Here is a 26,692-nt window from a genome sequence, read left to right as displayed (position 1 = left end):
TTCGGGGTCATGGGTCGTTACCATGATTCCCTGGCTCCGCCCGGAACCGGCGCTTCGGCGGGGGCCGGCGTCGGATGTTCCGCCTCGAACCGGCGATAGGCCGGCAGCTGGTTGGTCCACACGTCTTCGGCCAGTTCGTTGACCCACTCGCGGTCGTGATCGTTGTCGGCGGCAAGATAGAACATCCTGTTATCGTCGACATAGGGCTTGGCCACAGAGCGCTGGTTGAGCACCAAGGTGACGCGCTCGCCGAACTGGATCGGCGCTGTGCGATGCAGGACGCCGAGGAACTGCCCGAGCGTGGCGTAGTTCATCTTGTGATCGATGCGCATGATGCGGTTGCGCGGAATCTCGCGGCCGGATTCGAGAATGGCGCGGCCGGTCTCGGAATCGTCGCAATAGATTTCGAGCTGGCCGCCGACCAGCGGATCGCTGATCGACAGCGGAATGAGCTCGGTGACCGGAACGCCGTCGCAATGCCATTCGACGGCGCCATCCCTGGGGTTCATGAAGGTGACGGTCGAACCGACGATCGACAGCGGATAGGGCTCCAGCTTCGTGCCCATCATGTCAGAGAGCCGCTCCAGGCGCAACTTGTCGTTCAGCAACTCCTTGATTTCGGGGATGAAACGGTCGGCGCCGGTGATGAAGGTCAGGTCGAGGTGCTTGTGCACGGCATGACTGGCCTTGAGCTTCAGGGCGGCTTCCTCGATCGCGGCAAGCAGTGCCGGATCATAGCCATGCAGATACTGCGCAACGCCAAAGCGCGACACTTTCCAGGCGGTTTCGTGACCGATAATGGCCTCGCGGCTCATCGCATAGCGCAATTCGGGTATCGTATGTGCGTTCATTGTACTTCTCCAAGTGGGGGCAAACACTTGGTTAACAGTCGATTAAATTAGCTCCCCCTGTAAAATTAGGAATGCTAGTGCTACCATAAGCCCAGCTTAAGGTCGAAACCGTGCGTCTGCTCAGTCAGGTCAACCTCAATTCGCTGAAAATCGTGGAGAGTGCTGCGAGGCACGGCAATTTCACGCGTGCCGGCGAAGAACAGTTCATCACCGCTTCGGCGGTCAGCCAGCGCGTCAAAAGCCTGGAGGACCAGCTGCGCTTCAAGATTTTCCAGCGCGGCGGCAATGCGGTGTCGCTGACCCCGGAGGGCGAGACCTATGTCTCGCGCGTTCGCGAGGCGCTGGAGCGGATCGTCGCCGCCAGCATGGAAGCGACCGGGCAATCACAGGAACATGTGCTGAAGATATCCGTGCTGCCGACATTTGCCGCACGCTGGCTGTTTCCGCGCCTGCCACTTTTTCAGCAGCAATATCCCGATATCGTGATGCGAGTTTCGACCTCGTACGCGACGCATGAGTTCACGACTTCCGAATTCGATCTCGAAATCCGCTATGGCGACGGCCACTTCAACGGACTGCCATCGGACCTGTTGTTTCGGGAAGACCTGACGCCGGTGTGCAGCCGCAAGCTGTTCCATGAAGTTCTCGGCCAGAAGCCGCTGTCAAAGGTCACACCGGACGACCTCAAGCACTTCACGTTGCTGCATTCCGACACCTGCACCCAGAACTGGCAATCCTGGCTTGGTTTTGCTGGTGCCAGTTTTGTGCTCAGCGAGACCAAAAGCATCTATTTCGATTCGTGCATGATGTCCTACGAGGCGGCCAACTCAGGAATGGGTTTTGCCGTTGCCAACCGTGCCTATATGGCCAGCGATATCCGCGCCGAAAAGCTGATCGCTCCGTTTGCCGTTCATCATCCGAACACGGCCGGTTGGTACTTTGTCTCGCCCCACAAGAGCCCTGCCGCACGCAAGGTGCTGCTGTTCAAACAATGGGTGATGGCGGAAGCGGCCATGACGCAACGCCAGTTGGACAGCGAAGTCACCGACTTGGCTTCAGAGGCTGTCTGAATTCGAATAGGTCTCACTTGCCGCTCGATGACCGCAGGCAAGAGAAATAGGAATCATCGATTGATGGGCGTCCAATCCAGGCAACCCGCCTTGGTCGGGGATCTCGTTGAGCTCAGCCCCCTTCAGCCAGAGCATTCCGCGGCGCTTTTGAGTGCCGCCGCGGATGGCGAGCTATGGAACCTGAAGGCCACCGTGGTTCCTGGGCCAGGCGCGATCGATGATTATATTGCCAATGCCCTGGCTGGACGACAGGCCGGGACCGTCATGCCATACGCAATCATCCTGCGCGCCACGGGCTTGATTTGCGGTAGTACGCGGTTCTGGAAAATCGATCGGGCGAACAGAAAATTGGAGATTGGGCACACGTGGCTCGGCAGTTCGGTCCAGCGATCGGGCGTCAATACCGAGGCTAAATATCTTCTCCTGGTTCAGGCATTTGAAGTCATGCGCTGTGTTCGCGTGCAATTCACGACCGACGAACTCAATGACGCGTCGAGAGCGGCCATTTTGAGAATAGGAGCAAAACAGGAAGGAATCGTTCGCAATGAACGGATCATGCCGGACGGCCGGAAACGCAATTCCGTCCGGTTCAGCATTATCGATTCCGAGTGGCCTGATGTAAAAGTGGGGCTACGGCAAAAAATGCGACGGTAGCCCGCGCGAACCGGTCGCCCCGAATTTAAAACAAAACCATGTGGATCAGGCGAAGGCCCTTCCTTCCTCGGTGCGCTGGAAATGCGCCAGATCGAGCGGTACGGAAGGGCGGCCCAGAACCGTCAGGATCATATGCGCCTGGCCGCGGTGATGGGTCTGGTGGTTGAAGACATGAGCCAGCGCGGGCGCCAGGCGCTGCGAGACGGTGCGCATGTCCGATACGGTCATATAGGTGAAACGACCCGACAGCGCCTTGTCGTTCAAGCCGCCGAGCCAGTCAATGATCCGCCGGTCCTCGGCCTCGCGCGCTGTCCTCAGGACAGGCAAGGCCCGGTACAATATGGCGTCCAATGTCGTCGGCGCGGCGCCTTCGCCGGTGAAGCGTTTCATCCAGATGCGATCGGCAGCGAGCAGGTGGTTGAGCGTGCCCATCAGCGAGCCGAAGAAGGCGCCGACGTCGCGATTGAATTCCTCATCGTTGAGATCGTCGGCGGCATCGTAGATGCGGCCATTGGCCCATTGATTGTATGCCGCAAACATCATGAAGTGCTGTTTCATCTTTTTCCCGCCGCGCCTGTTTCGGGTGTCGGGAGCGATACCTAGACCGCAAAGGAACCGGCGCCAATGACCATTCTGCTTTATGATCTCGTCGGGCGTGACGAGGGCCGTCCGTTCAGCCCACATTGCTGGAAGGCAACGATGGCGCTGGCCCATAAGGGACTTGATGCCTCGACCGCGCCGACGCGTTTTCTCGAAGTGCCGGCCATTGAAGGCGGTGTCTCGAAAACCGTTCCGGTTATCCGCGATGGCGACAAGGTCGTTGCCGATTCCTTCACCATCGCGCTCTATCTCGATGAGGCCTATCCGGATCGCCCGACGCTGTTTGGCGGCGAAGGCGGCAAGGCGATGGCGCGCTTCATCGAGCGCTGGTCGCAATTGACCATTCACCCTTATGTCACCACCGCGGCGTTCGTTGACCTTCATGCCATGCAAGACGAGGAGAACGCCTCGTATTTCCGACAGAGCCGGGAGCAGCGCCTCGGCAAGCGGCTGGAGGACGTCGTCGCCGCACGCGACGCCGGCCTGGCAACCTTCCGGGCAGCGCTGGAGCCGCTGCGCTCCATGTTGAGCTACCAGCCGTTCATCGGCGGCGACTCGCCGCTGTTTGCCGACTATATCGTCTTCGGCGCGCTGCAATGGGCGCGTATCGCATCACCTTACAAGTTGCTCGAAGACAGCGACGCGGTGGCGCAGTGGTTCACCCGCTGCCTCGACCTTCATGGCGGGCTGGGACGAAAGGTTTCCGCCGCGGCGTGACGGACGCAAAGGCCTGCCTGCCCGCAAGGTAGCTCGAGCGCCGTCTACCTATTGCGAAAATCAGCGGCCGAACAGCTGGCCTTATTTGGCCGCCTTTTTTGGCTTGCTGGCCTTCGGCTTGCTGGCTTTCGCGGCGGCCTTTTCTTCCTTGGGGGCTGCTTTTGTCTTGCCGGCGCCGGATGCCTTCTTGGCTGGCTTCATGTCCGCCGACGGCTTCCCCGCGTCCTCCCGATCGACGTCGGCCGCCGCCTGGTGCCAATGGCGTTCGTGATGACCGGCCGGTTGCCCTTCTTCCTGCCAGATCTGATGTGCACGGTTGCGAATGCGCTCCTGACGATCGTCTGTCATGGTCATGTTGTCTCCCTTCGGGCCGACTTCAGCGCGGCGCCGACCGAGCGACTATAGCAAGCAAACCGTTGCTTTACAGCCATCTGATCCCGCCTGCCTGCGGCGACCAGCCATGGAAGCGCAGACCGGTCCGGCGCTCGCTGTCGCTCCGGGTGTTCGTCGCTCGGAGAGCAAAAGCAATTGGCTTTCCGCCCACTACGCGGACCGCTCCTCACCCCGCTCCTCACCCCTCTTGGCAATAGGCCGGGCGGCTTGTATAGAGCCCGCCACTCTCAATTCAAATTCAGACAAGGACGACCCATGGCGCTCGAACGCACTTTTTCCATGATCAAGCCGGACGCAACGCGGCGCAATCTCACCGGCGCCATCACCAGGATGCTGGAGGAAGCCGGCCTGCGCGTCATCGCCTCGCGCCGGGTGTGGATGAGCCGCCGTGAGGCGGAAGGCTTCTACGCCGTCCACAAGGAGCGGCCGTTTTTCGGCGAGCTGGTGGAATCCATGTCCTCGGGCCCGACCATCGTGCAGGTCCTGGAAGGCGAGAGCGCCATTACCAAGAACCGCGATGTGATGGGCGCCACCAATCCGGCCAATGCCGCCGAAGGCACCATCCGCAAGGTGCATGCGCTGTCGATCGGCGAGAACTCGGTGCACGGCTCGGACGCGCCGGAAACGGCCGCACAGGAGATCAAGTACTGGTTCTCGGATACCGAGATCGTCGGCTGAGCTGAACACCGTAATTTTCCATGCGAAAAGGCCGGCGAAATGTCGGCCTTTTTTCGTATAAGGACATGGTCTTAAGCTCTGCGCCATCTCACATGAAGCGAGCCGCCGGAAAGTCCGGCAAAGTACGAGATGCGTGAATGGACCGGCGCGAAGCACCGTCGCGATGGAGTCGATCCGACCATGACCAGTGCAATTCCAGGGTTCTTCCAGGGCACCGATATGCCGACCAGCGGATGGTGGGAGGCGCTGTGGCCCGATCCGGCGGCAGTGCTTGCGGCCACCGGGATCAAGCCGGGTATGGACGTGATCGATCTCTGCTCCGGCGATGGCTGGTTCACGTTGCAGATTGCCAGGGTCGCGCGTCATGTCACCGCCATCGATATCGATGGCGACTTGCTCGAAGTCGCGCGTCGGCGCCTGACTGAAAATGGCCTGTCGAATTGCGACTTCGTGACGGGCGACGCCTATGAGGTTGCCAGCCTGGCAGCCCAACCCGCCGATTTCATCTTCATGGCAAACGCCTTTCATGGTGTTCCGGATCAGCTCCGCCTGGCCCGCGCGGTCCATGCGACGCTTGGCCCGTCAGGCCGTTTTGCCATTGTGAACTGGCATCGGACGCCGCGCGAGCGAACGGTGGTGCTGGGCGAGCCTCGCGGACCGAAGACTGAGTTGAGACTGTCGCCGGAACAGACCATCGCCGCCGTGGAGCCGGCCGGTTTCAAGCTGGCTGAAATGGTTGACGTGCCGCCATACCACTACGGCGCCGTGTTCGAACAGGCAGGGTGAGCAATCAGCTTGCGGCGCTGAAGCGCAGGATTTCGCGGCCGTCCTTGTCCGATATGGCGAGCTTGCCGGCATCGACAGTGTATGACGCCGCCTTGGCCAACGCATCGAACAGGGCTTTTTCCTCGGCCATCACATTGGGCGCGCAGGCTTTGTAGGTCGAACCGATATCGCCGATAGCGATTGCCTGGCCCTCGACCTTCGCCGTGGCAAAATAGGTGTTGCAAGGACCGTTGCCACCGGCCTTGCCGGCCTCGCTGATCTTGAAGGTCGCCTGCGGCGCGGCGATGGCGCCAATGCCGTCGACATAGTCGACCACCCAGAGCTGATCAAAGACGGAAGTCATTGGCTCCTTGCTGGGTGCGACCATCTTCAGCATGATGGTCTGTGGCGCGTCGGTCAGCGGATCGAGCTGATGGCGCACATCGGAGATGAACATCAGCCTTCCGTCCACGGTGATCCGGGCCTGCAGCGCATAGGTCATCTGCGGTCGGATGACAGAGGGGTCGAATTTGATCTCGAAGCTGATCGGCACCTGACCGGCGGGCCTGACCTTCTGTTGCCCGATGATTTTGGCGGGCGCGTCCGCCAACGAGACGTCGGCAAGCTCGACGGAAAGCACGGCGCTGGGTGGCAATGCGATGCGCTCGCGATAGATCACCTCGCCCCTCACCGCCTTTTCCGCGGCAAGGGAAAGCTCCGGCACCGCCAGGATGCCGACGACCAGCGGCACCAAGCCGAAGACGAAGAACTCGGCGATCCTGTCCAGCATGACCGTCTCCCTTGCCCAAATCAGTCACGTGACCAGTTGGCAGAAGGATTGCGGTCGTTCCGTGACGCCTGCACGGTATTATTCGGACGGCGGCTGCTCCCAGCGCCGAGCTGCCTCGGCGTCGGTTTCCTTGGCATCGACCCAGCCGCCCTCGGAGCCGTCGGTGCGATGCTCCTTCTTCCAGAAGGGCGCACGCGACTTGAGATAGTCCATGAGGAAGTTCGCCGCCTCGAATGCCGCCTGGCGGTGCGCCGAAGTGGCCACCACCAGCACGATGTTCGCCCCCGGCGCGATCTTGCCATGGCGATGTATGACGGTGAGGCCTTGCAGCGGCCAGCGCTCGTTGGCTTCGGTTGCGATGCGGCCGATCTCGGCTTCAGCCATGCCCGGATAGTGCTCGAGCTCGAGTGCCGAGAGAGCGCCCTGCTCGTCGCGGCACAGGCCGGAGAAGGTGACCACCGCGCCAATGTCGGCACGGCCCTGCGTCAGCGCGGCGATTTCGGCGGCGACGTCGAAATCCTGGCGCTGAATGCGCACGGTCGGCACCAGGACGGCCGGCATGAGTGTCAGCCCCCGGTCATCGGCGGGAACAGTGCGATCTCGCGTGCGCCCGATATCTTCTCGCGGTGATCGACATGTTCCTGGTTGATGGCGACGCGGATGACATCGGGATATTGCAGCGCGTGTTGGTACCCTTCGCCGCGCGATTGCAGCCAGCGCAAGAGGTCGGCGACCGTCTCGATGCCGGCGGGCAATTCGACATCTTCTTGCGATGTGCCGATCCGTTCGCGAACCCAGGCGAAATAGATGAGACGGGTCGTCATATCACTCGTCCATGATGTGCTTGAGACCGGCGCGGAAATAGTCGTAGCCGGTGTAGAGCGTCACGAGGGCCGCGATCCACAACAGCACGAGGCCGGTCTGCGTGGTCAGCGGAAAGATCTTGTCACCGGCAGGTCCGGCCAGCAGGAAGGCGATGGCGACCATCTGGATGGTGGTCTTCCACTTGGCAAGCTGCGTCACCGGCACCGAAACCTTGAGCGCCGCCAGATATTCGCGCAGGCCCGAAACCAGGATTTCGCGGCACAGGATGATGATCGCCGCCCACAGCGACCAGCCAGCGATCCCGGCATGACGGTCGGTGTCGGCCGCCAGCAGCAAGAGGCAGGTGGCGACCAGCAGCTTGTCGGCGATCGGATCGAGCATCTTGCCGATGTTGGAGGTCTGCTGCCAGGCGCGCGCAAAATAGCCGTCGAAATAATCGGTGACGGACGCCAGCAGGAAAATGACCAGCGCCGACCAGCGGGCGAAGTCGCTCGATTTCAGATGGCCCTCGAGAAAAAAGCACAGCACGACCAGCGGCACCGCGATGATGCGGGCGTAGGTCAGCATGTTGGGCAGGTTAAATGCGCGCTGGGCCATGTCTTCAGAGACTCTTTCTGCCTGCGTACTCAAATCAGAAGCGGATGTAGGGGGTCAACAGGCCAGATTCGACTGGCCAGCTGAAAGTGACGATTTTCTTCAGCTCTCGTGGAAGTGATTGTAGACCAGTTTCGCCACCTGTTCGGAAATGCCGTCGACCTTCCTCAGATCCTCGATTGCAGCGCGGCTGACCGCCTTGGCGGTGCCGAAATGCAAGAGAAGCGCGCGCTTGCGGCCGGGGCCGATGCCGGCGATTTCGTCGAGTGGGCTCTTGACCATTTCCTTCTTGCGGCGGGCCCGGTGCGAACCGATGGCGAAGCGGTGGACCTCGTCGCGCAGCCGCTGGACGAAATAGAGAACGGGATCGCGCACGGGGAGCGAAAACGAGTCCCTGCCCTTGACGAAGAAGCGCTCGCGGCCTGCATCACGGTCCTGTCCCTTGGCTATGCCGATGGCGACGACCCGGTCCTCGATGCCGAGATCCGACAGGATCTTGCGCACCGCCGTCATCTGGCCCTGGCCACCATCGATCAGGATGACATCGGGCCAGGCAGGGAAGCTTCCGGAAATATCATCTTCGATATCGTCGCCTGAATCCGCCGAGGCAGTCTCGTCGGGAGCAACGTCGCCATGTTCCTTGAGCAGCCGTGAAAAGCGCCGCTCCATCACCTCGCGCATCATGCCGAAATCGTCGCCCGGCGTGATCTCGGTCGAGCGGATGTTGAATTTTCTGTACTGGTTCTTCACAAAGCCTTCCGGCCCCGCGACGACCATGGCGCCGACGGCATTGGTGCCCATAATGTGCGAGTTGTCGTAAACCTCGATGCGCACGGGCGGCTTGGTCAGGCCGAAGGTCTCGGCGAAACCAGCAAGCAGCCGCGCTTGCGTCGAGGTTTCGGCCAGCCGGCGGCCAAGCGCCTCACGCGCATTCTGCAAGGCGTTGTCGGTCAGATCCTTTTTCTCGCCGCGCTGCGGCACCGAGATCGCCACCTTGCGGCCGGCGCGCGTCGAGAGCGCCTCGGCCAGCAGTTCCTGGTCCTCGACGGTCTGCGACAGGAGAATGGCACGCGGTGTCGGCTTGTCATCGTAGAATTGCGCCAGGAACGAACCCAGCACTTCCGATCCCTCCAGCGCCGGATCGGCCTTGGGGAAATAGGCACGGTTGCCCCAGTTCTGGCCGGTGCGGAAGAAAAACACCTGGATGCAGACCTGGCCGCCCTCCTGGTGGATAGCGAAGACATCGGCCTCGTCGACGGTCGCCGGGTTGATGCCCTGATGGCTCTGCACGTGCGACAAGGCCGCCAGCCGATCGCGATAGATCGCGGCGCGCTCGAAATCGAGGTCTTGCGAAGCCTGCTGCATGGCAGCCGAAATCTCGGTCTTCACCTTCTGGCTGCGGCCGGACAAAAAGTCCTTCGCTTCGGCGACCAGCTCGGCATAACCCTCATGCGAGATCTCGCCGGTGCACGGCCCGGCGCAGCGCTTTATCTGGTAGAGCAGGCATGGCCGCGTGCGGTTCTCGTAGAAGGAATTGGTGCAGCTTCTGAGCAGGAAAGCGCGCTGCAGCGAATTGATGGTACGGCCGACGGCGCCCGCCGAAGCAAAGGGGCCGAAATAGTCCCCCTTGCGCGAGCGTGCCCCGCGATGCTTGTAAATGCCGGGCGAGACATGGTCGCCTGTCAAAAGGATATACGGAAACGACTTGTCGTCCCGCATCAGCACATTGAACCGCGGCCGCAAACGCTTGATAAGATTGGCTTCGAGCAGCAGCGCCTCGATCTCGGTGCGGGTGACGACGAACTCCATCGTCGACGTCTCGCGCACCATGCGGCCGATGCGGTTGGTGTGGAATCTGCCTTGCGCGTAATTGGTGACACGCTTCTTCAGGCTGCGCGCCTTGCCGACATAGAGCACGTCGCCGGCGGCGTTCATCATCCGATAAACGCCGGGCGCATTGGGCAGCCGCTTCACCAGCGTCTGGATCACCTCGGCGCCGACCATGCCTTCGGCGTCGCCGGCATGCGGCGTCCAGTCGATGGCCGTGAAGGCGACATCCGGGCCAACCGGTTCGACGATCTCCTCCAGCGCCTCGTCCTCGAGGTCGATTTCGGGAGGAAGATCATCAGTGCCGCCGCGCGCCTTGTTCTTGTGATCCAAAGGACTCATTCCGCCATGCCTGTCACATCGGGCGTCTGCCATGCAAGATGCTGGCCGCCATCGAGCGCGATCATCTGACCGGTGACCGAGCGCGTCTCCCAGAGATAGCGGATGGTGGCGCCGAATTCCGGCAATTCCGGGCCGCGCCTCAGAATGAGGCCAGCGACCTGCGCGTCAAAATCCGAATCGTCCTGGCGCACGTTCTTCAGCGTCGGGCCCGGCCCTATCGCATTGACGCGGATTGCGGGTCCGAGTGCCTGGGCCAGCATCTGCGTCTGGGTCCACAATGCCGATTTCGACAGCGCATAGGAAAAATAGCGCGGCGTCGGCCTCCAGACGCGCTGGTCGATGACGTTGACGATCAGCCCCTCATGCCCTTCCGGCAGGGAACGGGCGAAGTTCTGCGCCAACAGCGCCGGGGTTTTTACGTGAATGGCAAAATGGCGGTCCCAGGCGTGCCAGTCGAAATCTTCCACGGAATCATCGACGAAGAGCGAAGCGTTGTTGACCAGCAGCGAAATTGGGCCCAGCGCTGCTTCCGCCTGGCCGACGAGGTCGCTGACGGCGTCCATGTCGGTCAGATCAGCCGCCACCACGGCGGCGCGGCCGCCCGACCGGTTAATCCCCGCGGCCAACGCATCCGCCTCATCGTGCGAGCGATTGGAATGGATGGCGACCGCAAAACCATGGCTAGCGAGGTCCTCGACGATCGCCTTGCCAATCCGTTTCGCCCCACCGGTCACCAGCGCCACGGCAGTGGCTTTGCTCATCTGCTGTCAATCCTCAATTTCGGCCCGAAACGCGATGCCGACGAAATGTGGCCCGGCATGCGTTAAACGGCGTTCGCACCTGGGGCAACATTGTGGCGAAGTGCCCGGTTCGGCATGCCGAGCCCTCTTGGACTCGGAACCATTGGATCGCAATATAGGTCGCTGGACTCCTTGCACCAAGCGGTGTGCAGCGCAGCATGAACTTGCTGCTGACATTTCGCTGTTGCGAAGATGCAACGTCAAGGTTCTGCCTCATTCGTGCCGGGGAATGACCCAAGTTCAGGTTCGGTTCAGCCGCATTTTGACACGACATTTGGAACCGACGAACGCCAGATCCGTTTCACCCCCCGGACGGGTCGATGGCGATCGTGAGAAACAAGCCTGTGTCCTGTGGCTTAAGGAGTAAAGAACAATGCAAGCCAATTTTAAATTCGCACGGCCGCTGGCTGTTGCGCTCGGGCTCTTCGCCCTCAGCGGTACCGCTTATGCCGCGGACGTCGTTTCGGAAGAGCCGCCGGCACCCGCTCCGGTTGCCGAACTTCCGGTCGCCTCGTGGGCCGGCCCCTATGCCGGTATCAACCTGGGCTACGGCTTCAGCGGCAAGACCAAGGAAAAGGACTTCGGCGTTTCGACCGATACCAAGGGTTTTGTCGGCAGTGTCTTCGGCGGCTATCAGTGGCAGCAGGAGAACTTCGTGTACGGCGGTGAAGCCGAACTCGGCTACAACGGCGTGAAGGGTGACGACAACGGCATCCACTCCAAGGGCGGCTTCGAAGGCTCGCTGCGTGCCCGTCTCGGCTACGCCGTGACCCCGGAAATCCTGCTTTATGGCACCGGCGGCCTCGCCGGCAGAAGCCTGAAGGTGGAAGACACCGTTCTCGGCGCCAGCGACACCGCCACCATGCTCGGCTGGACCGCCGGCGTCGGCACCGACATCAAGCTGACCGACAACGTGTTCGGCCGTGTCGAATATCGCTACACCGACTTCGGCAGCAAGAGCTTCGAAGGTGGTATTGGCAAGGTCAAGGCGACGGACAACCGCGTCACCTTTGGCCTCGGCATGAAGTTCTAAGTCGTTCAAGCCACGACACGAAAAGCCGGGCCTCGCGCCCGGCTTTTTTTTATGTCCGGTCGCTTACAGCATGTCGCGGCGAATAGGATTCGCCCGACCTGCTGTAAGCTTTTGATTTTATGCATGTCGTTGTCCCGGAACCGAGGACACTTCCGGGCGACATGCATTAGGCCGGAACCACGGACTTCAGCTCCGGGAATTTTTCGTCGAAACGCGCCGCCCAGCGGGTCAACCGGCCACGGCTCTTTTCCCATTTGCCGGCGAAACGCAGCGAGAGGTAGCCGAGGCAGGCACGCAACGCCAACTGACCGGCCGTGATCTTCTTCGGCAGTTTTGGCGGATTGGCATTGAGCAGGTCGAGTGCTGCCGTGATCTTCGCCCACTGGCGGTCGAGCCAGGGCTGATAGACCATCTCTTCGGGGCGGGTGCGGCGCTCATAGACCATCGACAGCGCGCAATCGCAGATGCCGTCGGCCAGCGCCTCCAGTACTTCCGCTTCCAGACGCTTGTCGGGATTGCGTGGAAACAATGCGTTCTTCGAAATCCGGTTGAGGTGCTGCGTGATGGCGCGGCTGTCGTGAATCGAACGGCCATCGTCGAGCACCAGCACCGGGATCTTGCCGAGCGGATTGGCGCCGATCAGTTCGGCCGGCCTGTCCTCGGTTCTGACCGGCACCTCCTCGAGAGCGATCCCGGCATAGGCCGCGGCCATCCTTACCTTGGAGCTGTAGGGAGAGGCGGACGCGTAGAGCAGCTTCGGCATGATCGGTTTCCTGTTTGCGACCGTCCAGTGTTGACCGGACAAACTCTTGCGATCAATCGCCAGAGTGCAAAAAACCAACGACCAGAAACCTGCCGCGGTTTCCGTCTTGGCATCACGACAAACCTGAACCGGCACACTAGGAAGTATCAGCAGGCCACGACAGCAAGCCGCCGGGTTTAAACCCCGCGTTCACACGTCACAGGAGCCCATACTTCGCAGGCGCCAAAGCGTCGCGCCGAGAACCTTCGCCGACCACCGCAAGGGGCGAAAGAGAGTCGGGCGAGCGAGGCAGCCAACCGGCGCCTCGCTTTGCTTGCCCCTCGGCCCCTTCCCGATGCTCAGTCCCGAGGGCTGGCCCCGTTGCCGAATATGCTCCGATCCAGAGCGTCAGAGCGTCCTTGCCGCATCCCGAAGGACACGCGACGCCCCAACGATCCGTCTACTTCTTGCCCGGAGCCTTCGCCTTCGCGGGCGCTGCCTTTGCTTTCGGCGCCACGGCTTTCTTCACCGCCGGCTTGGTCGCTGCGGCGGCTGCTTTCGCAACTGGCTTGGCCGCCGGCTTCTTGGCCGGTGCCGCTTTCGCTGCCGGCTTTGCCGCGGCCTTGGCGGGAGCCGCCTTCTTCGCTGCGGGTTTGGCTGCGGGCTTGGCCGCCGCCTTGGCCGCAGGCTTTTTGGCCGGTGCCGCTTTCGCTGCCGGCTTCGCCGCGGCTTTCGCGGGCGCCGCCTTCTTCATTGCCGGCTTCGCGACGGCCTTTGCCGCTGCCGCAGGCTTCTTCGCCGGTGCCTTTGCCGCGGCGGCCTTCGGCTTGGCGGCAGGCGCTGCTTTCTTCACTGCCGTTGCGGCCTTCGCCGCGACTGCTTTTGCGGGTGCTTTCTTTGCCGGTGCCTTGGATGCCGGCGCTTTAGATGACTGCTTAGCCATGTCATGCCCCTTCACGTTATGCCGATGGCCGTGAATGACCCCGGCGCGCAATGCATATCTGACTCGCGTCTCGCTAGCCAGCGAAGCAATGGTATGATTTTCTCAACTTAAATTTTGGTTGCGATCGACACACAATCACACTCATCACCGGAAAAATCCGCCGTTGATCTTCCGGCGTCGCCAGCAATTTGACACCGGCATTCCCGATGCGAATTCGCCATGAAGCTCCAAAGATCAGCGAGCAACTTCACGCATGATCTTCGGTCGTGAATATCATCACTTGCCGTCTCATCGAGGCGATCATCTTTTGCAAGCGAGCGGTCCATGCGGATCACGAGCGCGATGCGACACCCGATCTGAAGATCACCTTGTCAAGCATGTTCCCAGCATCTGTTTTCTGATTGACAGAATACTCTGTATGACAGAGTTTTCTGTCAGGGGATGTTATCGCGCCTTTGATTTCGGCCGTGCAAAGGCAAGTGACACACCGCTGGCAGAGATTGCCGGGTCACGCGGCGACAGCCCGAGGCTTTGCCGCATTGGAGCTTATTGATGAGCGCCGACGACATTATCCACCAGAGTACGCGGCTCAGGATCATGGCCGTCCTGAACACGCTGGAAAGGCGCGAGGCGCTTGAGTTCACCCAGTTGAAGGCCATGATCGAGACCACCGACGGCAATCTCGGGGCACATCTCGATACGCTGGCCAGAGCCGGCTATGCCGACATTGAAAAGCTCTTTGTCGGACGTCGGCCGCAGACACGGATCAGAGCCACGACGGCCGGGCGGCGGGCCTTTCGCGGTCACATTGCCTTTCTTCGCAAGATCATCGATCAGGCAGAGGCACAACGCAGGAAATAGGCCCTACGGCGAGCGAACGCCTTTGAGCGGTTCACCGTCTCATGATACGGTGACCCGCCCGTCCCGATAATTTTTCCATGGCGGCGGAATCGCCGCGTGTGTCGAGGAGGCATTATCATCACGGCTGATAGCCGAGACAAATGGCGCCGAGCGCGACGACGGCGCAGGCGCCGACTCGCCGGGGCGTCAGCGTCTCGCCGAGAAACAACCGGCCGATGAAGGCCGCGAAGACGACGCTGGTCTCACGTATCGCGGTGATCGGACCGGCAGGCCCGAGCGCGAAGGCCGCCACCACCACGCCATAGGCCAAAAGCGCGAACAGGCCGCCGCCCAGCGCCTTCCAGGTTTCCGGTGCCCGCGCATCGACAGCGAGCCTGCCGCGACAGGCGACGAAGGTCGCCGGCAGCAGTGCGCCATAGGCCAGCAGGACCCAGGCGGTGTAGGCGCCGACATTGCCCGCCGCACGAACGCCGATCGCGTCGACCATCGCATAGGCGGCGATGATTGCCCCCGTTGCCAGCGCATAGAGGATCGATGTCGTGGTGGCTCTTCCTCGCCCAAGCGAAAGAGCCATGATGCCGCCGCCGACCAGGGTAACGCCCACGGTCCCCAGAGCGGTGAGATGCTGGCCGGCCAGCAGGAACCCGCCGAGCGTGACGAGCAGGGGCACGCTGCCGCGAACAATCGGGTAGACCTGTCCCAGTTCGCCATATCTGTAGGCGGCCACCAGAAACACGCTGTAGCCGACCTGCAGGCAGGCCGAGAGCCCGACATAGGGCCAGGCGGGCGTCGCCGGAAAACCATTGAAGATTGCAAGGGGAATGGCAAGCGCCGTGCTGGAGAAGCTCATGACGGTGACGGTCCACAATCTGTCGGCACCCGTTCGCAGGAAGGCGTTCCAGCTTGCGTGCAGAATCGCCGCGAACAGCGCGAGCCCGATGACCAGCGGGCTCATTGCGGCCTGCGCGAGGCGGCGACGATGTCCAAGGCGGCCTTGCGGGCGTCGCGGATGGCGGTGTCTCCCTGCCCCATCTGCGCCATCAGGGTCGCACCTTCGATCAGCATCAACAGGGTCGTCGCCGCACTCTCGGCGCGCCCACGCGGCATCACCTGCTCGAGGATCGACTGCAGGCGCTGCCTAAGGCCATTCTTCTGCCTGGCGACAGCCTTGAACACAGGATGCTGGGGATCGCCAAACTCGGCCAAGGCATGGGCAAACAGGCAACCATGAAAATCCGGTCTGCGGAACCAGCTGCCATGCCAGTCAAAGATCTTCGCGATTTTCTGCTCCGGCGTGGTCCCCTCCCTGGCGAGCTGGTCGAGCTGATCGTCAAAACGCCTGGCGCGATAGTCGAGCACCTCGACGATCAGCTCGTCCTTGCTGGGGAAATGGCGATACATAGTCATCTTGGCCACGTCCGCCTCGGCGATGATCCGGTCGATGCCGGTGGCATGGAAGCCGGCGCGCTTGAACAGCGCATAGGCCGTTTCGACGACATGCTGGCGTTTGTCGGAAGCAGGTGACGGTGTCATGCGCTAACCAAGTGATGAGACAGGTCTGTCTCATCACAGTGCAACGGAACGCATCACCTGTCAACGCAGGACATCAAAGCGCCCGCGACCCCTTCAGGCCGCAGGCGCGAAAAAAGATCGGGAAGAAGAGACGCGTTCAGCGCAGGACGCGGCAACGGCCGTTATAGACCATCCAGCGATCGAAGCCCGAGACGCAGAACTCGACATTGTCGCCGATCGAGGCAAAGCCCTGGCCTTCCTCGATCAGATAGAAGATCGACCGGTCCCGGCCATCCGACAGGCTGACGGTTGCCCTGCAATAGTGACGGCCAATCGGCCATTCCTCGCTCGCCTGCTCATAGCGGTGTTGGCGAATGTCGCGAAAATCGGTGATGGCGACCTCGGGCAGATGCGGCACGTGATGCACCTGGTAGGAGAACCGATGCGTGATCTTGCTCAGCACCCATGTCTCCCCACAGACGCTGCCATCGTCCTCGGAATAGACGGCAAGGTCAGCCGCATGGACCGCCTGGGTGATACCGAGAGGCGCGGCAAGGGGCGTGCAGAGCGAAATCAGGGCAGCAAGTGCGGATTTGGCGAAGCGAGTCATGGCAGCCTCTCAAGGTCGATTGCGCGCACTGTGCGGATTCGCTCGACGGCGGTCAAGCGGTTGCCGAAACAATGGTTTCCAGAAACCGGCGCGGGTAGTTGCTGTAAGCAGCAACCCGCGGGTAACGGCGAAGTTCCCTGCGGGCGGATCATGCGGTCGCACGGGGCGCGGCGATCAAATCCAGCTATACCGGCGGCGGGGCCTGCTCGCCGGCCAGCCATTCCATCGACCAATGCGCCGGCTTTTCCACGGCGAGCAATTTGTGCAGTGCCGGCAATATGGTTCGCAGTTCGCCTTCCAGCATGAAGGGCGGATTGACCACCACCATGCCGGTGCCATCGAGGCTGGGTGCCGAAGAGGCCGGCCTGATCTCGAATTCTATGTCGAGGATTTTCGGGATGCCGGATTGCTTCAGCGCTTTCCTGAAGGCGATGATCGCCTTGCGGTTCTTGATCGGATACCACAGCGCGTAGATGCCGTTGGGCCAGCGCCTGTGCGCCTTCACCAGCCCCTCGACGAGGCGGCCGAACTCGCCCTCTTCCTCGAAGGGCGGATCGATCAGCACCAAGCCGCGCTTTTCCTTCGGCGGCAGGTGCGCCCCGAGCGCAAGCCAGCCGTCAAGTTCCATCACCCTTGTCTGGAAATCGCCGGCGAATTCCGTCTTCAGCTTCGCGGCGTCTTTCGGATGCAGTTCGATCGCCGACAACCGGTCCTGCTTGCGCAGGAGATTGCGCGCGAGCAGCGGCGAGCCCGGATATTTCTTCACGCCGCCCTCGGGATTGAGCGAGCGCACCGCCGCCAGATAGGGCGCCAGCAGCGCCGCCGCCTTCGCGTCGAACGAGGCATCGATCAGCCTGCCGATGCCGCCCTGCCACTCACCGGTCTTTTGCGCTTCGAGTGACGACAGGTCGTAGCGGCCAATGCCGGCATGGGTGTCCACGACACGAAACGCCTTGTCCTTCTGCTTCAGATAGTCGAGCAGGCGCGTCAGCACGACATGCTTGACGACATCGGCAAAATTGCCGGCATGGTAGGCGTGGCGGTAGTTCATGTGGGACCCCTGCCCCAGTGTGGCGGCGGCGGTTGCGAGTTCGGATTTTCCGGCCGGCCGCCACCAGAACGCAGGGATAGCAGGAAGCCGATCAAGCCGACCGCCATCAGCGTGAAGCCTATCGGCCGCGCGCGGCCGTCGATCTCGCCGACGCCGGAGCGCAAGACAAGGTCGACCGCCCGCATCGGTATGTCCTCGGCATCGCCCGGGCCGACTGTGAAGAGGTAAGCGCCAGGGCTGACGGTGGCGATCAGGCCGGCCTCGTCGCGAAAGATCTTGTCGGGCAGTTGCGGGCTGGCCTGGCGCGGATTGTCCACATGGTTGAACTGCAGCGTCGAGGCAAGCACAGTGCGGCCATTGGTGGCCGCGGTCAGCGTCAATACCGTGCGCTGCTGCGAAACGATGCGCTCGGCCCTGGCGGTCAGGTCGACCAGCACCCGCACCGGCGCATCGCGATCTTTGAGCGATATGGTCAACGGCCTGAACCGGCCTTGCTCATAGACCCGCCAGGTGCCGATTTCGCGACCGGAGAAATTGGTCATCGCCCAGGGGTAGATGAGACCGATGCCGGTGCCGGAGAGCAGGATCAGGACAAACAGAAAGCGCATCGAAAACCTTGGCTATTTCTACTTCTGCTCGCTATGGCTGCCGCCTTGCGCGGACCTGTCTGGGGTAGCAGTGCGGATCCGCTCCATCTCGTCCAGAAGCATCTCCAGGCCAAGATCGAAGGTTTTGTCGAATTCAGCGGTGCCAAAGTAGCGTCCCGCGATGGCGATGTTGGGGAAATCGCGCTCAAGCTGCTCACGGCCGACCGTTGTGACCGCCGACGGGCCCTTTGAGTAACCGGCGGTCTCGTCGAGTACCGCCCCCAACAGATAGTACCCCACCGCACGGAACAGCCTTGCGGCCATTTCCTGATCGAAGCCGCCGTCATTGAACAAGCCCACGATGTTGTCGATATAGGCAAGGCAAACGGGCGAATTCATCCGGTAGCTGAGAAAATAGCTCGCGAAGGCCGGATGCTCGCGACCGATACGCCGATAATCCAATACCACCATGCGCATCCTCTGGCGCCATGGCAGATCCGGATCCGGCATCTTCAACGGACCAATCAGCCTGTCGACCAGCGCCTCAAAGAGATGCGCCTGCGAGGGGAAGTGATGATAAATGCTCATTGCCTCGCAACCAAGTGCTGCCGCCAGCTTGCGCATCGAAAAGCCGGCAAGCCCTTCCCTCTCGATCACCTCGAAGGCCGCGTCCTCGATCATCTCGCGCGACAGACGTCCGCGCGCTCTCTTTTTCTTGATTGATTGATCCATTGCGCCGCTTGACAACTTACAGTGTAAGGTTCATTTTCACCGTCACCTTACATCGTAAGGCTAACAAAGACCAGAGGAGAAAACCATGTCGTACCATCGCGTCGTCAAATCCGTGCAGTCTTCGTCCCAGCATGTGTTCCTGTTCGCCGCCGCAGCCTGCGTGCTGTCGCTCGGCACCGCGCCGGCCCACGCCGACGACTATGATGCAACCCTCAAGGACATACAGTCGACCATGGGCGGTGTACCGAGCTTTGTGAAGCAGTTTCCCAAAACCGGTCTGCCCGGTGCCTGGGCCGAGGTCAAGGCCATCGAACTCAGCGACAAGACGGCGCTGCCGCCCAAGGTCAAGTCGCTGATCTCCCTGGCCGTGGCGGCACAGATTCCTTGCACCTACTGCATATGGTCGGACACGCAGGACGCCAAGCGCGCCGGCGCAACCGACGAGGAGATCCAGGAAGCCGTGGCGATGGCGGCGCTGACACGCCACTGGAGCACCATCTTCAACGGCATGCAGGTCGATTTCGATACATTCAAGAAGGAAATGGGCGGGCAGTAAGCCCAAGAATTGGGCGGGCAGTGAGCCTCAATGGCACTACAGAGATGACTCGGTGCGCGGGTCATCTCTGGTCCGCGTTTCGGCTTTAGGCACTGCTCTCACGCCTTGCGCTCCCAGCGGCGGTCCACGGTCTGCTGCCAATAGGTGACGGCGTGGCCCGCGTCCTTCATCGTCTTCCAATGCGCCCGGGCCATTTCGACCTGGGCCGCGTCATGGCCATCGAACAGGAACACCGCACGCTCGTAGCCGCCAAGATCGGGCGGCGCCGCGCCGTCTACCAGGAACCTGATCCTGGCTTCGTTGGGATTGCCGTCGCCGGTGGTCAACAGGATTGGTTGTTCAGCTGGGTAAGCTTCGCGATCGGTCGCGTGTGCCAGGAAGGAATCATCGCGGAAAGTCCATAGATGCTGGTCGAGCGCGTCGCGCCGCTCCTCGGTGCCGGTCTGCACCACGGCGCGCCAGCCACGATCGATGCTGCGCTCGAGCAGGCCGGGCAATGTATCCTCCAGCGTCGATTCGGTCAGATGGTAGAACAGCACATCGGCCATGGATCGACGTCAGCTCTCGTAGTGATCACGTACCAGCCGGTCCAGCAGCCGCACGCCGAAACCCGAACCCCACGACTGGTTGATCTCGTTCAATGGCGAGCCCATCGCGGTACCGGCAATGTCGAGATGCGCCCAGGGCGTGTCCTTGACGAAGCGCTGCAGGAACTGCGCGGCGATGATCGCGCCGCCGTAGCGGCCACCGATGTTCTTCATGTCGGCGTTCTTGGAATCGATCAGCTTGTCGTATTCGGCGCCGAGCGGCATGCGCCACAGCCGTTCCTGCGTTGACTGTCCGGCCGCGGTCAGCCTTTGCGCCAGTTCGTCGTTGTTGGAGAACAGGCCGGCATAATGCAGGCCGAGCGCAACCATGATGGCGCCGGTCAGCGTCGCCAGGTTGACCATGAATTTCGGCTGGAAGCGGTCGTTGCAGTACCACAGCGCGTCGGCCAGAACGAGGCGCCCCTCCGCGTCGGTGTTGAGCACCTCGATGGTCTGTCCCGACATCGAGGTGACGATGTCGCCCGGGCGCTGGGCATGACCGTCGACGGCGTTTTCGACAAGACCGATGATGCCGACAACATTGGCCTTGGCCTTGCGCGCGGCGAGCGCATGCATCAACCCGGTCACGGCGGCAGCGCCGCCCATGTCGCCTTTCATGTCCTCCATGCCGGAGGCCGGCTTGATCGAATTGCCGCCGGTGTCGAACGTGACGCCCTTGCCGACGAAGGCGACCGGGCTGTCCTTGGCCTTGCCGCCGTTCCATTGCATGACCGCCATGCGGGCGCCTCGGGGCGAGCCTTGCGCGACACCGAGCAGCGAGCCCATGCCGAGCTTCTTCATCTCCTTCTCGGTCAGGATCTCGACCTTGACGCCGAGCGCCTCGAGGTCCTTGGCACGGGCGGCGAACTCGACAGGTCCCAGCACGTTTGCCGGTTCGTTGACGAGATCGCGCGCCAGAAGCACACCGTCGATCACCGCCTCGGCATCGGTGAAAGCTTTCTTGGCGCCCGCAGGGTCGGCGGTATGGATGGTCACCTTGACCGGCTTTTTCGGATCGGCCTTGCCCCCCCCTTGGCCGCTCCCCTGGCCCTCGTCCTTATCCTTCCTGGTCTTGTACTTGTCGAAGGAATAGCCGCGCAAAAGAATGCCCGCCGCGAGGTTCGCGGCGTCCTTGCCATCGGGCGAGGCACCGGCCAGGTCGAGGACCACGGCCACGTCGGTTGCCTTGCGCAGCGATGCCGCAATGGTGCCGCCGAGCTTCAGCCAGGCATACTCGTCGAGGCCCGACACCCTGCCGGCGCCGATCGCGACCAGCCTGTCGAGCGATGTTGCTTCCGGCGCCAGGATTTCGACAGTGCCGGCGAACTTGCCGGTAAACTCGGCGACCGGGAAAGCCCGGTCGAGCGTCTTGCCCGGATCGTAAGCCCTGGCCGCATCGCTCAAGCCATCATCCGCCGACAGCACGAAGACCGTGCCCTTTCTGTTCGCCGCCGACTGGGGCGCGACGAATTTTGCAAAGGCGATCGATGGTCTCGGGTTCATCATGTCCTGCTTTCGGGGATTGCGCGATGATGCGCGAAGCGGTTTGAAGCGATCCGCGACATTTGGTCGTTTTCCGGCATTTGGCAAGACTTTGCCAAAATGGCTACCCATATGAGACATGGAATCGATGGCGATTCGTCGCGGCACGGCCCGCTTAATGCCGCAACCTGTTGTTAACCATCGATGTTCGTCCTTTCTTATCCATTGCCGCCGACACTCCGGCCTACTGCGGCACGCGACGTGGGACGGGAACCGGCTCGCCTGCCCAACGCAGCGCAACGGAGCCAGTTGTGCGGGCGTCGCCGGACAGCTACCTTTGGCGAGGTGGCATGATGCCGTTCGAGAAAATCGAGTAAAGCCTTCATGAAGGTCGTTGAACGCTACATCATGCGCCGCGCTTGCGTGGTCTTCCTGGCAGCACTGGTTTGGACGCTGGCCATCGTGTGGACGACGCAGGTACTGGCCAAGATCAACCTGGTCACCGACAGCGGTCAGTCGGCCTTGACCTTCTTCGAGGTCGCGTCTCTTATTCTCCCCTCCATCGTTCCGATCGTCGTGCCTTTCGCGCTCGTGGTGGCTGTCGCCCAGACACTCAGTGTGATGAATTCGGATTCGGAACTCGCGGTGGTCAACGCATCGGGCGCCTCGCGCTGGACCATCGTGCGGCCGATCATGCTGCTGGCGCTGGCCGCCAGCGTCTTTTCATTCGCCGTGGACAACGGCATCGACCCCTACGCACGACAGAAGAACCGCGCCCTGGTGGCGGAGTCGCGCGCCGACCTTTTGTCGCTGATCATCCAGGAAGGCACGTTCCGGAAAATCGAGGAGGGACTGTTCCTGCAGATTGGCGAGCGGCTTCCCGACAACCGGCTGGGTGGCATCTTCGTCGCCGATTCCCGCGAGGAAGGCGTCAATCTCGTCTATTATGCGAAGACTGGCAGCATCATCGAACGCGGCGGCGAAAAGGTGCTGATGATGAATGACGGCGTCATCCATCGCAAAACGCTGACGGGCGACCTCAGTGTCATCCGGTTCACGTCCTATGCCTTCGACATGTCGGCCTTCATGTCGGCGGCCAACCAGGTGACGCTCCTGCCAAAGGACCAGACGACCCAGTACCTGCTCAACCCAAGCCCTAACGACAAGAACTATCAGCAAAATCCGCAGGAGTACCGGGCCGAGGTCGACCAGCGGTTTTCGGAATGGACATACTCCATGGTTTTCGCCCTGATCGCGCTCGCGGTCGCGGGAGACGCGCGTTCGCATCGCGAGGCGCGCGTCAATCCGCTGATCACGGCCATCGCGATATCGCTGTTCGTGCGCTGGCTGGGTTTCTTCGGCGCGAGCAAGGCCGACGAGGTCCCGCAATATTCCTATGTGGTCTATGGCGTACCGATCGTGGCTTCCGCGGTGGCGATCTGGTTCATCGTGTCGAACCGGACCATGGAACTGCCGGTTGCCTGGGCGGACTGGATGACAAACCTGGCCAGCCGCATCGGTGACGGCTGGAATGCCCTCAAGTTGCGTCTATCCAGGCGCGACACCTCAGGCCAAGGAGCCGGCTGATGGGCTGGACGCTGGGCCGTTACTTCTTCTTCCGCTACGTGGCGATCACGATCTGGTTCTTCCTCGGCCTTCTGGCGCTGGTATTCCTTATCGATTTCACCGAACTGTCCGGCCGCACCACCGGCCTGCCGGGGTTCACCTATGGCACGGCGATGGCCATTTCAGGCCTTCGCATGCCGATGATCATGCTGCAGACGGTGCCGTTTGTCGGCTTGTTTTCGGCGATGGCGACGCTGGTGTCGCTCAACCGACGTTACGAACTCGTCATCGCGCGCTCCGCGGGCGTTTCGGCCTGGCAGTTTCTTTTGCCATGCTGCATCGGCGCACTGCTGTTCGGCGCGGTGTCGGTCGGGATCATCAACCCGCTCGCCGCGCACGCCTTCTCCTTGTCCGAACAGATCGAGACCGAGCTGCGCTCCGGCAAATCCAACACGGTTTCGGCCGATGCCGCTCCCTGGATCCGCCAGAAAACCAGTTCCGGCGACACGATCATCGGCGCGCGCGCCATCCTCGGCCAGGGTCTGGAGATGTCCGACGCGGTCTTTTTCATCCTCGACCAGCAAGGCAATATCGTCGAGCGCAAGGATGCGGCGCGTGCTTACCTGCGCGACGGCTATTGGGAATTGCAGGATGTGAAGATCTTCAGGAACGGCTCCATCCAGCCCGTCGCGAACGATCGTGTGCCGACCAATCTGAAGCCGGAATTCGTGCAGGAGCGGCTGGCGCGCCCGGAGACGATCCCCTTCTATGACCTGCCCGGAAAAATCGAGGTTGCCCGTTCCTTCGGCCTCAAGGCAAATGCCTTTGCCATGCAGTTTGATTCGCTGGTGGCGTTGCCATTCCTCCTCGTCGCCATGACGCTGATTGCGGCAACAGTTTCAATGCGATTTGCGCGAATGGGGCAATCGGGAACGATGATTCTGGGTGGCGTCGTTGCCGGGTTTCTGCTTTATGTCGTTTCGGTGCTGGTGAAGGCGTTCGGCGTGGCGGGGTTCGTGCCGACTGCCATAGCCGCCTGGGTGCCGGTCGTGGTAGCTATGTTCTTCGGGGTGACTTTCCTGCTATACAAGGAAGACGGCTAGTGAGGGAGGCGTTTTTGCCCAGCGACAGGCAGGCCCGTTTGGCGCGCCTTTATGCGGCGAGCGCCTTGGCGTGCCTGATCGCCTACGGCGTCCCGCTGCCGGCGTTCGCGCAGGATGTCGGCAACATGGCGGCCACGGTTCCGTCCGGCTCGCAGATGCTGCTCGCGGCAGACACCCTGGAATATAACAACGACAACCAGACAGTGACCGCCATCGGCGGCGTGCAGATCGACTATGGCGGCAACCGCCTCGTCGCCCAGAAGGTTGTGTACGACCGCAACACCAAGCGGATGGTTGCCAGCGGCAATGTCGAGATCGTCAACAGCGACGGCACCAAGATCAATTCGCAGCACATCGACATCACCGACGATTTCGCAGACGGCTTCGTCAACGCGCTGCGCGTTGAAACCGTCGACAAGGCCTATTTCGCCGCCGAAAGCGCCGAACGCATGGGCGGCGTGCTGACCACTTTCCACAATGGTGTCTACACCGCCTGCGAACCGTGCGAGGACAAGCCCGACAAGGCGCCGACATGGCGTGTCAAAGCCAGGAAGATCATCTGGAACGGCGAGAAGAAGACGGTTCGCTTCGAGAACGCGAATTTCGAGTTCTTCGGCTTTCCGCTGGCCTACCTGCCGGCATTCGAGATCGCCGACCCGACGGTGAAGCGCAAGAGCGGCTTCCTGATTCCCAGCATCGGCTACAACAGCCATCTGGGGTATAGCGTCAAGGTTCCCTACTATTTCGCTCTTTCCCCAACATATGACCTGACGGTGACCGGAAGCGGCTACACCAAGCAGGGCTTCCTCGGCGAAGCCGAATGGCGCCAGCGCTTCAACAATGGCGAATACACTTTTAAGGTCGCCGGGATCCAGCAGCAGAATCCGGACGCCTTCATCGACAGCGCCGGCCGCAACATCGATTCAGGCGCGGCTGGCGATTCCAACAAGTTCCGCGGCATGATGGGCACGCAGGGGCAGTTCGCGATCAACGAACGCTGGAATTTCGGCTGGGACGTGCTGTTGCAGACCGACAAGGATTTCTCGCACACCTACAACATCGGCAAGTACAACGAATACGTCCACCAGTCGTCGGTCTATCTGACCGGTCTCAATGATCGTAACTATTTCGACGTGCGCGCCATGCATTTCGAAGTCCAGGAAAACACGCTCAACGACAACGTCGCGGCGAGAAGCGGCCAGCAGCCTTGGGTGCTGCCCTCGCTCGACTATGCCTATATCCCCGACGCGTCGGTCGCCGGCGGCCAGTTGTCGCTCAATGTCAATACGCGCGTCATCCGCCGCGAAGATCTCGACGAGACATATTTCACCCCTTACTACCCCCCGTCAGGTACGCAGCGCGTGCGCGGCATCGAAGGCGAGTCCAGCCGTCTTACCGCCGAGGCCGAGTGGAAACGGAGCTTTGTCACCGATGACGGGTTGGTGCTGACACCGTTGCTGGCGCTGCAAGGCGACGTCGACTATGTCAGAGCGTCATCGGCCTCGCTCACCGCGATCAACCAGATGGCGACGAATCTGGGCGAGCAGGACGACATGCGCTCGTCATTTGCCCGCTACATGGCGACCGCCGGGCTCGAGATGAGCTGGCCCCTGTTGTTCTCGCTGGCCAGCGGGTCGAGCCACGTTTTCGAGCCGATGGCTCAGGTGTTCCTGCGCCCGAACGAACAGTATGTCGGCGGCCTCTCCATTCCGAACGAAGACGCGCAGAGCATGGTTTTCGATGCGACCACGCTGTTCGAACGCGACAAGTTCTCCGGCTACGACCGCATCGAGGGCGGCTCGCGTGCCAATGTCGGGCTGCGCTATTCCGGCTCCTATATCAATGGCTGGGGCACCAATGCGATCTTCGGCCAGTCCTATCAGATCGGCGGCGAAAACTCCTTCGCGGCACCTGATCTGGTCAATGTCGGTGCAAATTCGGGGCTCGAGACCACTAAGTCAGACTATGTCGGCCTGTTTGGCATAACCAGCCCCAATGGATTCGCGGCCTCGGTCAGCGGCCGTTTCGACGAACAGAGCTTCGAGATCCGCCGCGCCGAGTTTAAAGCCGCCTATTCCGGGCTGCCGGTGTCGTTGAGCGCCAAGTATGCCTTCATCCAGGCCCAGCCGCTCTATGGTTTCACGACCGACCGTCACGAGGTTACGCTCGGCGCATCGACGCATCTTGCCGAGAACTGGCGCGTGTTCGGAACAGGAACCTACGATTTGCAGGAAGGCCTGCTGGTCAAGGACGGGGTGGGCTTCGCTTACAACGATTCCTGCTTCACTTACCTGATGACGTACGCGCAGTCGCGTGACCTGAACACCAGGGAAGTGACGCAGAGCATCGGATTCAACCTGTCGTTCCGCACCCTCGGCGACTTCGGCTCGTCGACCAACGCAGTCGACACCATCCAATAAG

The 26,692-nt window shown here is 61.6% G+C and carries 30 protein-coding genes; 11 read left to right on the top strand and 19 right to left on the bottom strand.

Features of this window, described 5'->3' with window-relative positions; translation table 11 throughout:
- Positions 1-17: 17 nt before the first annotated feature.
- Complete coding sequence (locus tag O7B34_RS14740) at positions 18-851, bottom strand: hypothetical protein (protein WP_027144510.1); 834 nt, start codon at positions 849-851, stop codon at positions 18-20.
- 110 nt (positions 852-961) lie between these two features.
- Here O7B34_RS14740 and O7B34_RS14735 point away from each other — a divergent pair, with 110 nt between their 5' ends.
- Positions 962-1,921, top strand: coding sequence for a LysR substrate-binding domain-containing protein (locus O7B34_RS14735; RefSeq protein WP_337107998.1), 960 nt, complete (start codon positions 962-964; stop codon positions 1,919-1,921).
- A 90-nt stretch (positions 1,922-2,011) separates the two neighbouring features.
- On the top strand, positions 2,012-2,575 hold the full coding sequence (locus O7B34_RS14730) for a GNAT family N-acetyltransferase (protein WP_245262194.1): 564 nt from the start codon (positions 2,012-2,014) through the stop codon (positions 2,573-2,575).
- A gap of 45 nt (positions 2,576-2,620) precedes the next feature.
- On the opposite strand, the gene O7B34_RS14725 is transcribed toward O7B34_RS14730, so the two are convergent.
- Positions 2,621-3,133 carry a DinB family protein gene (locus O7B34_RS14725; RefSeq protein WP_027144513.1) on the bottom strand — a complete coding sequence of 171 codons (513 nt, stop codon included), beginning with the start codon at positions 3,131-3,133 and terminating at the stop codon, positions 2,621-2,623.
- Between the two features lie 66 nt (positions 3,134-3,199).
- On the opposite strand from O7B34_RS14725, the gene O7B34_RS14720 reads away from it, so the two are divergent.
- The gene (locus O7B34_RS14720) at positions 3,200-3,892 is read left to right on the top strand and encodes a glutathione S-transferase family protein (RefSeq protein ID WP_337146706.1); all 693 of its coding nucleotides are present in this window, start codon (positions 3,200-3,202) and stop codon (positions 3,890-3,892) included.
- 81 nt (positions 3,893-3,973) lie between these two features.
- On the opposite strand, the gene O7B34_RS14715 is transcribed toward O7B34_RS14720, so the two are convergent.
- The gene (locus tag O7B34_RS14715) at positions 3,974-4,246 is read right to left on the bottom strand and encodes a DUF2934 domain-containing protein (protein ID WP_337146704.1); all 273 of its coding nucleotides are present in this window, start codon (positions 4,244-4,246) and stop codon (positions 3,974-3,976) included.
- Positions 4,247-4,540: 294 nt separating this feature from the next.
- On the opposite strand from O7B34_RS14715, the gene ndk reads away from it, so the two are divergent.
- On the top strand, positions 4,541-4,963 hold the full coding sequence (gene ndk, locus O7B34_RS14710) for a nucleoside-diphosphate kinase (protein WP_027144516.1): 423 nt from the start codon (positions 4,541-4,543) through the stop codon (positions 4,961-4,963).
- A gap of 180 nt (positions 4,964-5,143) precedes the next feature.
- Positions 5,144-5,749: a class I SAM-dependent methyltransferase gene (locus tag O7B34_RS14705; protein WP_337146703.1), complete on the top strand. Its 606-nt coding sequence runs from the start codon at positions 5,144-5,146 to the stop codon at positions 5,747-5,749.
- A 4-nt stretch (positions 5,750-5,753) separates the two neighbouring features.
- Here O7B34_RS14705 and O7B34_RS14700 read toward each other — a convergent pair whose 3' ends face one another.
- The 6 genes from O7B34_RS14700 to O7B34_RS14675 form a co-directional block, all read right to left on the bottom strand.
- Complete coding sequence (locus tag O7B34_RS14700) at positions 5,754-6,518, bottom strand: YbaY family lipoprotein (RefSeq protein ID WP_337146702.1); 765 nt, start codon at positions 6,516-6,518, stop codon at positions 5,754-5,756.
- A gap of 78 nt (positions 6,519-6,596) precedes the next feature.
- Positions 6,597-7,079 carry a molybdenum cofactor biosynthesis protein MoaE gene (locus O7B34_RS14695; protein ID WP_337146701.1) on the bottom strand — a complete coding sequence of 161 codons (483 nt, stop codon included), beginning with the start codon at positions 7,077-7,079 and terminating at the stop codon, positions 6,597-6,599.
- Positions 7,080-7,084: 5 nt separating this feature from the next.
- Positions 7,085-7,342, bottom strand: coding sequence for a molybdopterin converting factor subunit 1 (gene moaD / locus O7B34_RS14690; protein WP_027144520.1), 258 nt, complete (start codon positions 7,340-7,342; stop codon positions 7,085-7,087).
- Position 7,343: 1 nt separating this feature from the next.
- Entirely contained in the window at positions 7,344-7,940 is a 597-nt protein-coding gene (gene pgsA / locus O7B34_RS14685; protein ID WP_010915213.1) for a CDP-diacylglycerol--glycerol-3-phosphate 3-phosphatidyltransferase, read from the bottom strand.
- 99 nt (positions 7,941-8,039) lie between these two features.
- Positions 8,040-10,106: an excinuclease ABC subunit UvrC gene (uvrC, locus tag O7B34_RS14680; RefSeq protein WP_337146700.1), complete on the bottom strand. Its 2,067-nt coding sequence runs from the start codon at positions 10,104-10,106 to the stop codon at positions 8,040-8,042.
- Positions 10,103-10,867, bottom strand: a complete 765-nt coding sequence (locus O7B34_RS14675; protein ID WP_337146698.1) for an SDR family oxidoreductase — start codon at positions 10,865-10,867, stop codon at positions 10,103-10,105. The genes uvrC and O7B34_RS14675 overlap by 4 nt, the downstream gene beginning before the upstream one ends.
- 412 nt (positions 10,868-11,279) lie before the next feature.
- On the opposite strand from O7B34_RS14675, the gene O7B34_RS14670 reads away from it, so the two are divergent.
- A complete protein-coding gene (locus O7B34_RS14670) occupies positions 11,280-11,939 on the top strand; it encodes an outer membrane protein (RefSeq protein WP_337142918.1) in 660 nt (219 codons plus the stop codon).
- Between the two features lie 166 nt (positions 11,940-12,105).
- Here O7B34_RS14670 and O7B34_RS14665 read toward each other — a convergent pair whose 3' ends face one another.
- Together O7B34_RS14665 and O7B34_RS14660 are read right to left on the bottom strand one after the other, a co-directional pair.
- Positions 12,106-12,702: a glutathione S-transferase family protein gene (locus O7B34_RS14665; protein ID WP_337146697.1), complete on the bottom strand. Its 597-nt coding sequence runs from the start codon at positions 12,700-12,702 to the stop codon at positions 12,106-12,108.
- A gap of 439 nt (positions 12,703-13,141) precedes the next feature.
- Complete coding sequence (locus O7B34_RS14660) at positions 13,142-13,624, bottom strand: hypothetical protein (RefSeq protein ID WP_337146696.1); 483 nt, start codon at positions 13,622-13,624, stop codon at positions 13,142-13,144.
- Positions 13,625-14,176: 552 nt separating this feature from the next.
- Here O7B34_RS14660 and O7B34_RS14655 point away from each other — a divergent pair.
- A complete protein-coding gene (locus O7B34_RS14655) occupies positions 14,177-14,485 on the top strand; it encodes a transcriptional regulator (protein WP_337108012.1) in 309 nt (102 codons plus the stop codon).
- Positions 14,486-14,603: 118 nt separating this feature from the next.
- On the opposite strand, the gene O7B34_RS14650 is transcribed toward O7B34_RS14655, so the two are convergent.
- From O7B34_RS14650 to O7B34_RS14625, 6 genes are all read right to left on the bottom strand, one after another.
- A complete protein-coding gene (locus O7B34_RS14650; protein WP_337146695.1) occupies positions 14,604-15,440 on the bottom strand; it encodes a DMT family transporter in 837 nt (278 codons plus the stop codon).
- Positions 15,437-16,018: a TetR/AcrR family transcriptional regulator gene (locus O7B34_RS14645; protein ID WP_337146694.1), complete on the bottom strand. Its 582-nt coding sequence runs from the start codon at positions 16,016-16,018 to the stop codon at positions 15,437-15,439. The genes O7B34_RS14650 and O7B34_RS14645 overlap by 4 nt, the downstream gene beginning before the upstream one ends.
- A 136-nt stretch (positions 16,019-16,154) precedes the next feature.
- Positions 16,155-16,607 carry a hypothetical protein gene (locus O7B34_RS14640; protein ID WP_027144529.1) on the bottom strand — a complete coding sequence of 151 codons (453 nt, stop codon included), beginning with the start codon at positions 16,605-16,607 and terminating at the stop codon, positions 16,155-16,157.
- 184 nt (positions 16,608-16,791) lie between these two features.
- The gene (locus tag O7B34_RS14635; protein WP_337146692.1) at positions 16,792-17,658 is read right to left on the bottom strand and encodes a 23S rRNA (adenine(2030)-N(6))-methyltransferase RlmJ; all 867 of its coding nucleotides are present in this window, start codon (positions 17,656-17,658) and stop codon (positions 16,792-16,794) included.
- Entirely contained in the window at positions 17,655-18,266 is a 612-nt protein-coding gene (locus tag O7B34_RS14630) for a hypothetical protein (protein ID WP_337146691.1), read from the bottom strand. The genes O7B34_RS14635 and O7B34_RS14630 overlap by 4 nt, the downstream gene beginning before the upstream one ends.
- Positions 18,267-18,284: 18 nt before the next feature.
- Positions 18,285-18,926 (bottom strand): TetR/AcrR family transcriptional regulator, encoded by a 642-nt coding sequence (locus O7B34_RS14625; protein ID WP_337146797.1) that lies wholly within the window; start codon positions 18,924-18,926, stop codon positions 18,285-18,287.
- Between the two features lie 136 nt (positions 18,927-19,062).
- Here O7B34_RS14625 and O7B34_RS14620 point away from each other — a divergent pair, with 136 nt between their 5' ends.
- Positions 19,063-19,533 carry a carboxymuconolactone decarboxylase family protein gene (locus tag O7B34_RS14620; protein WP_140749327.1) on the top strand — a complete coding sequence of 157 codons (471 nt, stop codon included), beginning with the start codon at positions 19,063-19,065 and terminating at the stop codon, positions 19,531-19,533.
- Between the two features lie 98 nt (positions 19,534-19,631).
- Here O7B34_RS14620 and O7B34_RS14615 read toward each other — a convergent pair whose 3' ends face one another.
- Positions 19,632-20,081 carry a DNA polymerase III subunit chi gene (locus O7B34_RS14615; RefSeq protein ID WP_337146690.1) on the bottom strand — a complete coding sequence of 150 codons (450 nt, stop codon included), beginning with the start codon at positions 20,079-20,081 and terminating at the stop codon, positions 19,632-19,634.
- Positions 20,082-20,090: 9 nt separating this feature from the next.
- Positions 20,091-21,623 (bottom strand): leucyl aminopeptidase, encoded by a 1,533-nt coding sequence (locus O7B34_RS14610; RefSeq protein WP_337146689.1) that lies wholly within the window; start codon positions 21,621-21,623, stop codon positions 20,091-20,093.
- Positions 21,624-21,986: 363 nt separating this feature from the next.
- On the opposite strand from O7B34_RS14610, the gene lptF reads away from it, so the two are divergent.
- The 3 genes from lptF to O7B34_RS14595 are packed head-to-tail and all read left to right on the top strand — an operon-like array spanning position 21,987 to position 26,691.
- A complete protein-coding gene (gene lptF / locus O7B34_RS14605) occupies positions 21,987-23,189 on the top strand; it encodes an LPS export ABC transporter permease LptF (RefSeq protein ID WP_337146688.1) in 1,203 nt (400 codons plus the stop codon).
- Complete coding sequence (lptG, locus tag O7B34_RS14600; RefSeq protein ID WP_337146796.1) at positions 23,186-24,271, top strand: LPS export ABC transporter permease LptG; 1,086 nt, start codon at positions 23,186-23,188, stop codon at positions 24,269-24,271. Before lptF ends, lptG begins: the two co-directional genes overlap by 4 nt.
- The gene (locus O7B34_RS14595) at positions 24,271-26,691 is read left to right on the top strand and encodes an LPS-assembly protein LptD (protein WP_337146686.1); all 2,421 of its coding nucleotides are present in this window, start codon (positions 24,271-24,273) and stop codon (positions 26,689-26,691) included. The genes lptG and O7B34_RS14595 overlap by 1 nt, the downstream gene beginning before the upstream one ends.
- The last annotated feature ends 1 nt before the right edge of the window (position 26,692 follow it).

This window comes from Mesorhizobium sp. Cs1299R1N3, from assembly GCF_037179625.1.
Taxonomy (GTDB): domain Bacteria; phylum Pseudomonadota; class Alphaproteobacteria; order Rhizobiales; family Rhizobiaceae; genus Mesorhizobium; species Mesorhizobium salmacidum.
This window is presented reverse-complemented; position numbering and strand designations above follow the sequence as displayed.

What these genes read in the sequence shown, in the direction of transcription:
- O7B34_RS14630 (WP_337146691.1), bottom strand. Translation starts at nt 18,266, where the DNA reads ATGCGCTTTCTGTTTGTCCTGATCCTGCTCTCCGGCACCGGCATCGGT.
- uvrC (WP_337146700.1), bottom strand. Translation starts at nt 10,106, where the DNA reads ATGAGTCCTTTGGATCACAAGAACAAGGCGCGCGGCGGCACTGATGAT.
- O7B34_RS14615 (WP_337146690.1), bottom strand. Translation starts at nt 20,081, where the DNA reads ATGGCCGATGTGCTGTTCTACCATCTGACCGAATCGACGCTGGAGGAT.
- O7B34_RS14670 (WP_337142918.1), top strand. Translation starts at nt 11,280, where the DNA reads ATGCAAGCCAATTTTAAATTCGCACGGCCGCTGGCTGTTGCGCTCGGG.
- O7B34_RS14625 (WP_337146797.1), bottom strand. Translation starts at nt 18,926, where the DNA reads ATGATCGAGGACGCGGCCTTCGAGGTGATCGAGAGGGAAGGGCTTGCC.
- O7B34_RS14705 (WP_337146703.1), top strand. Translation starts at nt 5,144, where the DNA reads ATGACCAGTGCAATTCCAGGGTTCTTCCAGGGCACCGATATGCCGACC.
- O7B34_RS14655 (WP_337108012.1), top strand. Translation starts at nt 14,177, where the DNA reads ATGAGCGCCGACGACATTATCCACCAGAGTACGCGGCTCAGGATCATG.
- O7B34_RS14695 (WP_337146701.1), bottom strand. Translation starts at nt 7,079, where the DNA reads ATGCCGGCCGTCCTGGTGCCGACCGTGCGCATTCAGCGCCAGGATTTC.
- O7B34_RS14700 (WP_337146702.1), bottom strand. Translation starts at nt 6,518, where the DNA reads ATGCTGGACAGGATCGCCGAGTTCTTCGTCTTCGGCTTGGTGCCGCTG.
- pgsA (WP_010915213.1), bottom strand. Translation starts at nt 7,940, where the DNA reads ATGGCCCAGCGCGCATTTAACCTGCCCAACATGCTGACCTACGCCCGC.
- O7B34_RS14660 (WP_337146696.1), bottom strand. Translation starts at nt 13,624, where the DNA reads ATGGCTAAGCAGTCATCTAAAGCGCCGGCATCCAAGGCACCGGCAAAG.
- O7B34_RS14715 (WP_337146704.1), bottom strand. Translation starts at nt 4,246, where the DNA reads ATGACCATGACAGACGATCGTCAGGAGCGCATTCGCAACCGTGCACAT.
- O7B34_RS14635 (WP_337146692.1), bottom strand. Translation starts at nt 17,658, where the DNA reads ATGAACTACCGCCACGCCTACCATGCCGGCAATTTTGCCGATGTCGTC.
- O7B34_RS14640 (WP_027144529.1), bottom strand. Translation starts at nt 16,607, where the DNA reads ATGACTCGCTTCGCCAAATCCGCACTTGCTGCCCTGATTTCGCTCTGC.
- O7B34_RS14650 (WP_337146695.1), bottom strand. Translation starts at nt 15,440, where the DNA reads ATGAGCCCGCTGGTCATCGGGCTCGCGCTGTTCGCGGCGATTCTGCAC.
- O7B34_RS14675 (WP_337146698.1), bottom strand. Translation starts at nt 10,867, where the DNA reads ATGAGCAAAGCCACTGCCGTGGCGCTGGTGACCGGTGGGGCGAAACGG.
- O7B34_RS14720 (WP_337146706.1), top strand. Translation starts at nt 3,200, where the DNA reads ATGACCATTCTGCTTTATGATCTCGTCGGGCGTGACGAGGGCCGTCCG.
- moaD (WP_027144520.1), bottom strand. Translation starts at nt 7,342, where the DNA reads ATGACGACCCGTCTCATCTATTTCGCCTGGGTTCGCGAACGGATCGGC.
- O7B34_RS14610 (WP_337146689.1), bottom strand. Translation starts at nt 21,623, where the DNA reads ATGAACCCGAGACCATCGATCGCCTTTGCAAAATTCGTCGCGCCCCAG.
- O7B34_RS14645 (WP_337146694.1), bottom strand. Translation starts at nt 16,018, where the DNA reads ATGACACCGTCACCTGCTTCCGACAAACGCCAGCATGTCGTCGAAACG.
- lptF (WP_337146688.1), top strand. Translation starts at nt 21,987, where the DNA reads ATGAAGGTCGTTGAACGCTACATCATGCGCCGCGCTTGCGTGGTCTTC.
- O7B34_RS14740 (WP_027144510.1), bottom strand. Translation starts at nt 851, where the DNA reads ATGAACGCACATACGATACCCGAATTGCGCTATGCGATGAGCCGCGAG.
- ndk (WP_027144516.1), top strand. Translation starts at nt 4,541, where the DNA reads ATGGCGCTCGAACGCACTTTTTCCATGATCAAGCCGGACGCAACGCGG.
- O7B34_RS14665 (WP_337146697.1), bottom strand. Translation starts at nt 12,702, where the DNA reads ATGCCGAAGCTGCTCTACGCGTCCGCCTCTCCCTACAGCTCCAAGGTA.
- O7B34_RS14725 (WP_027144513.1), bottom strand. Translation starts at nt 3,133, where the DNA reads ATGAAACAGCACTTCATGATGTTTGCGGCATACAATCAATGGGCCAAT.
- O7B34_RS14620 (WP_140749327.1), top strand. Translation starts at nt 19,063, where the DNA reads ATGTCGTACCATCGCGTCGTCAAATCCGTGCAGTCTTCGTCCCAGCAT.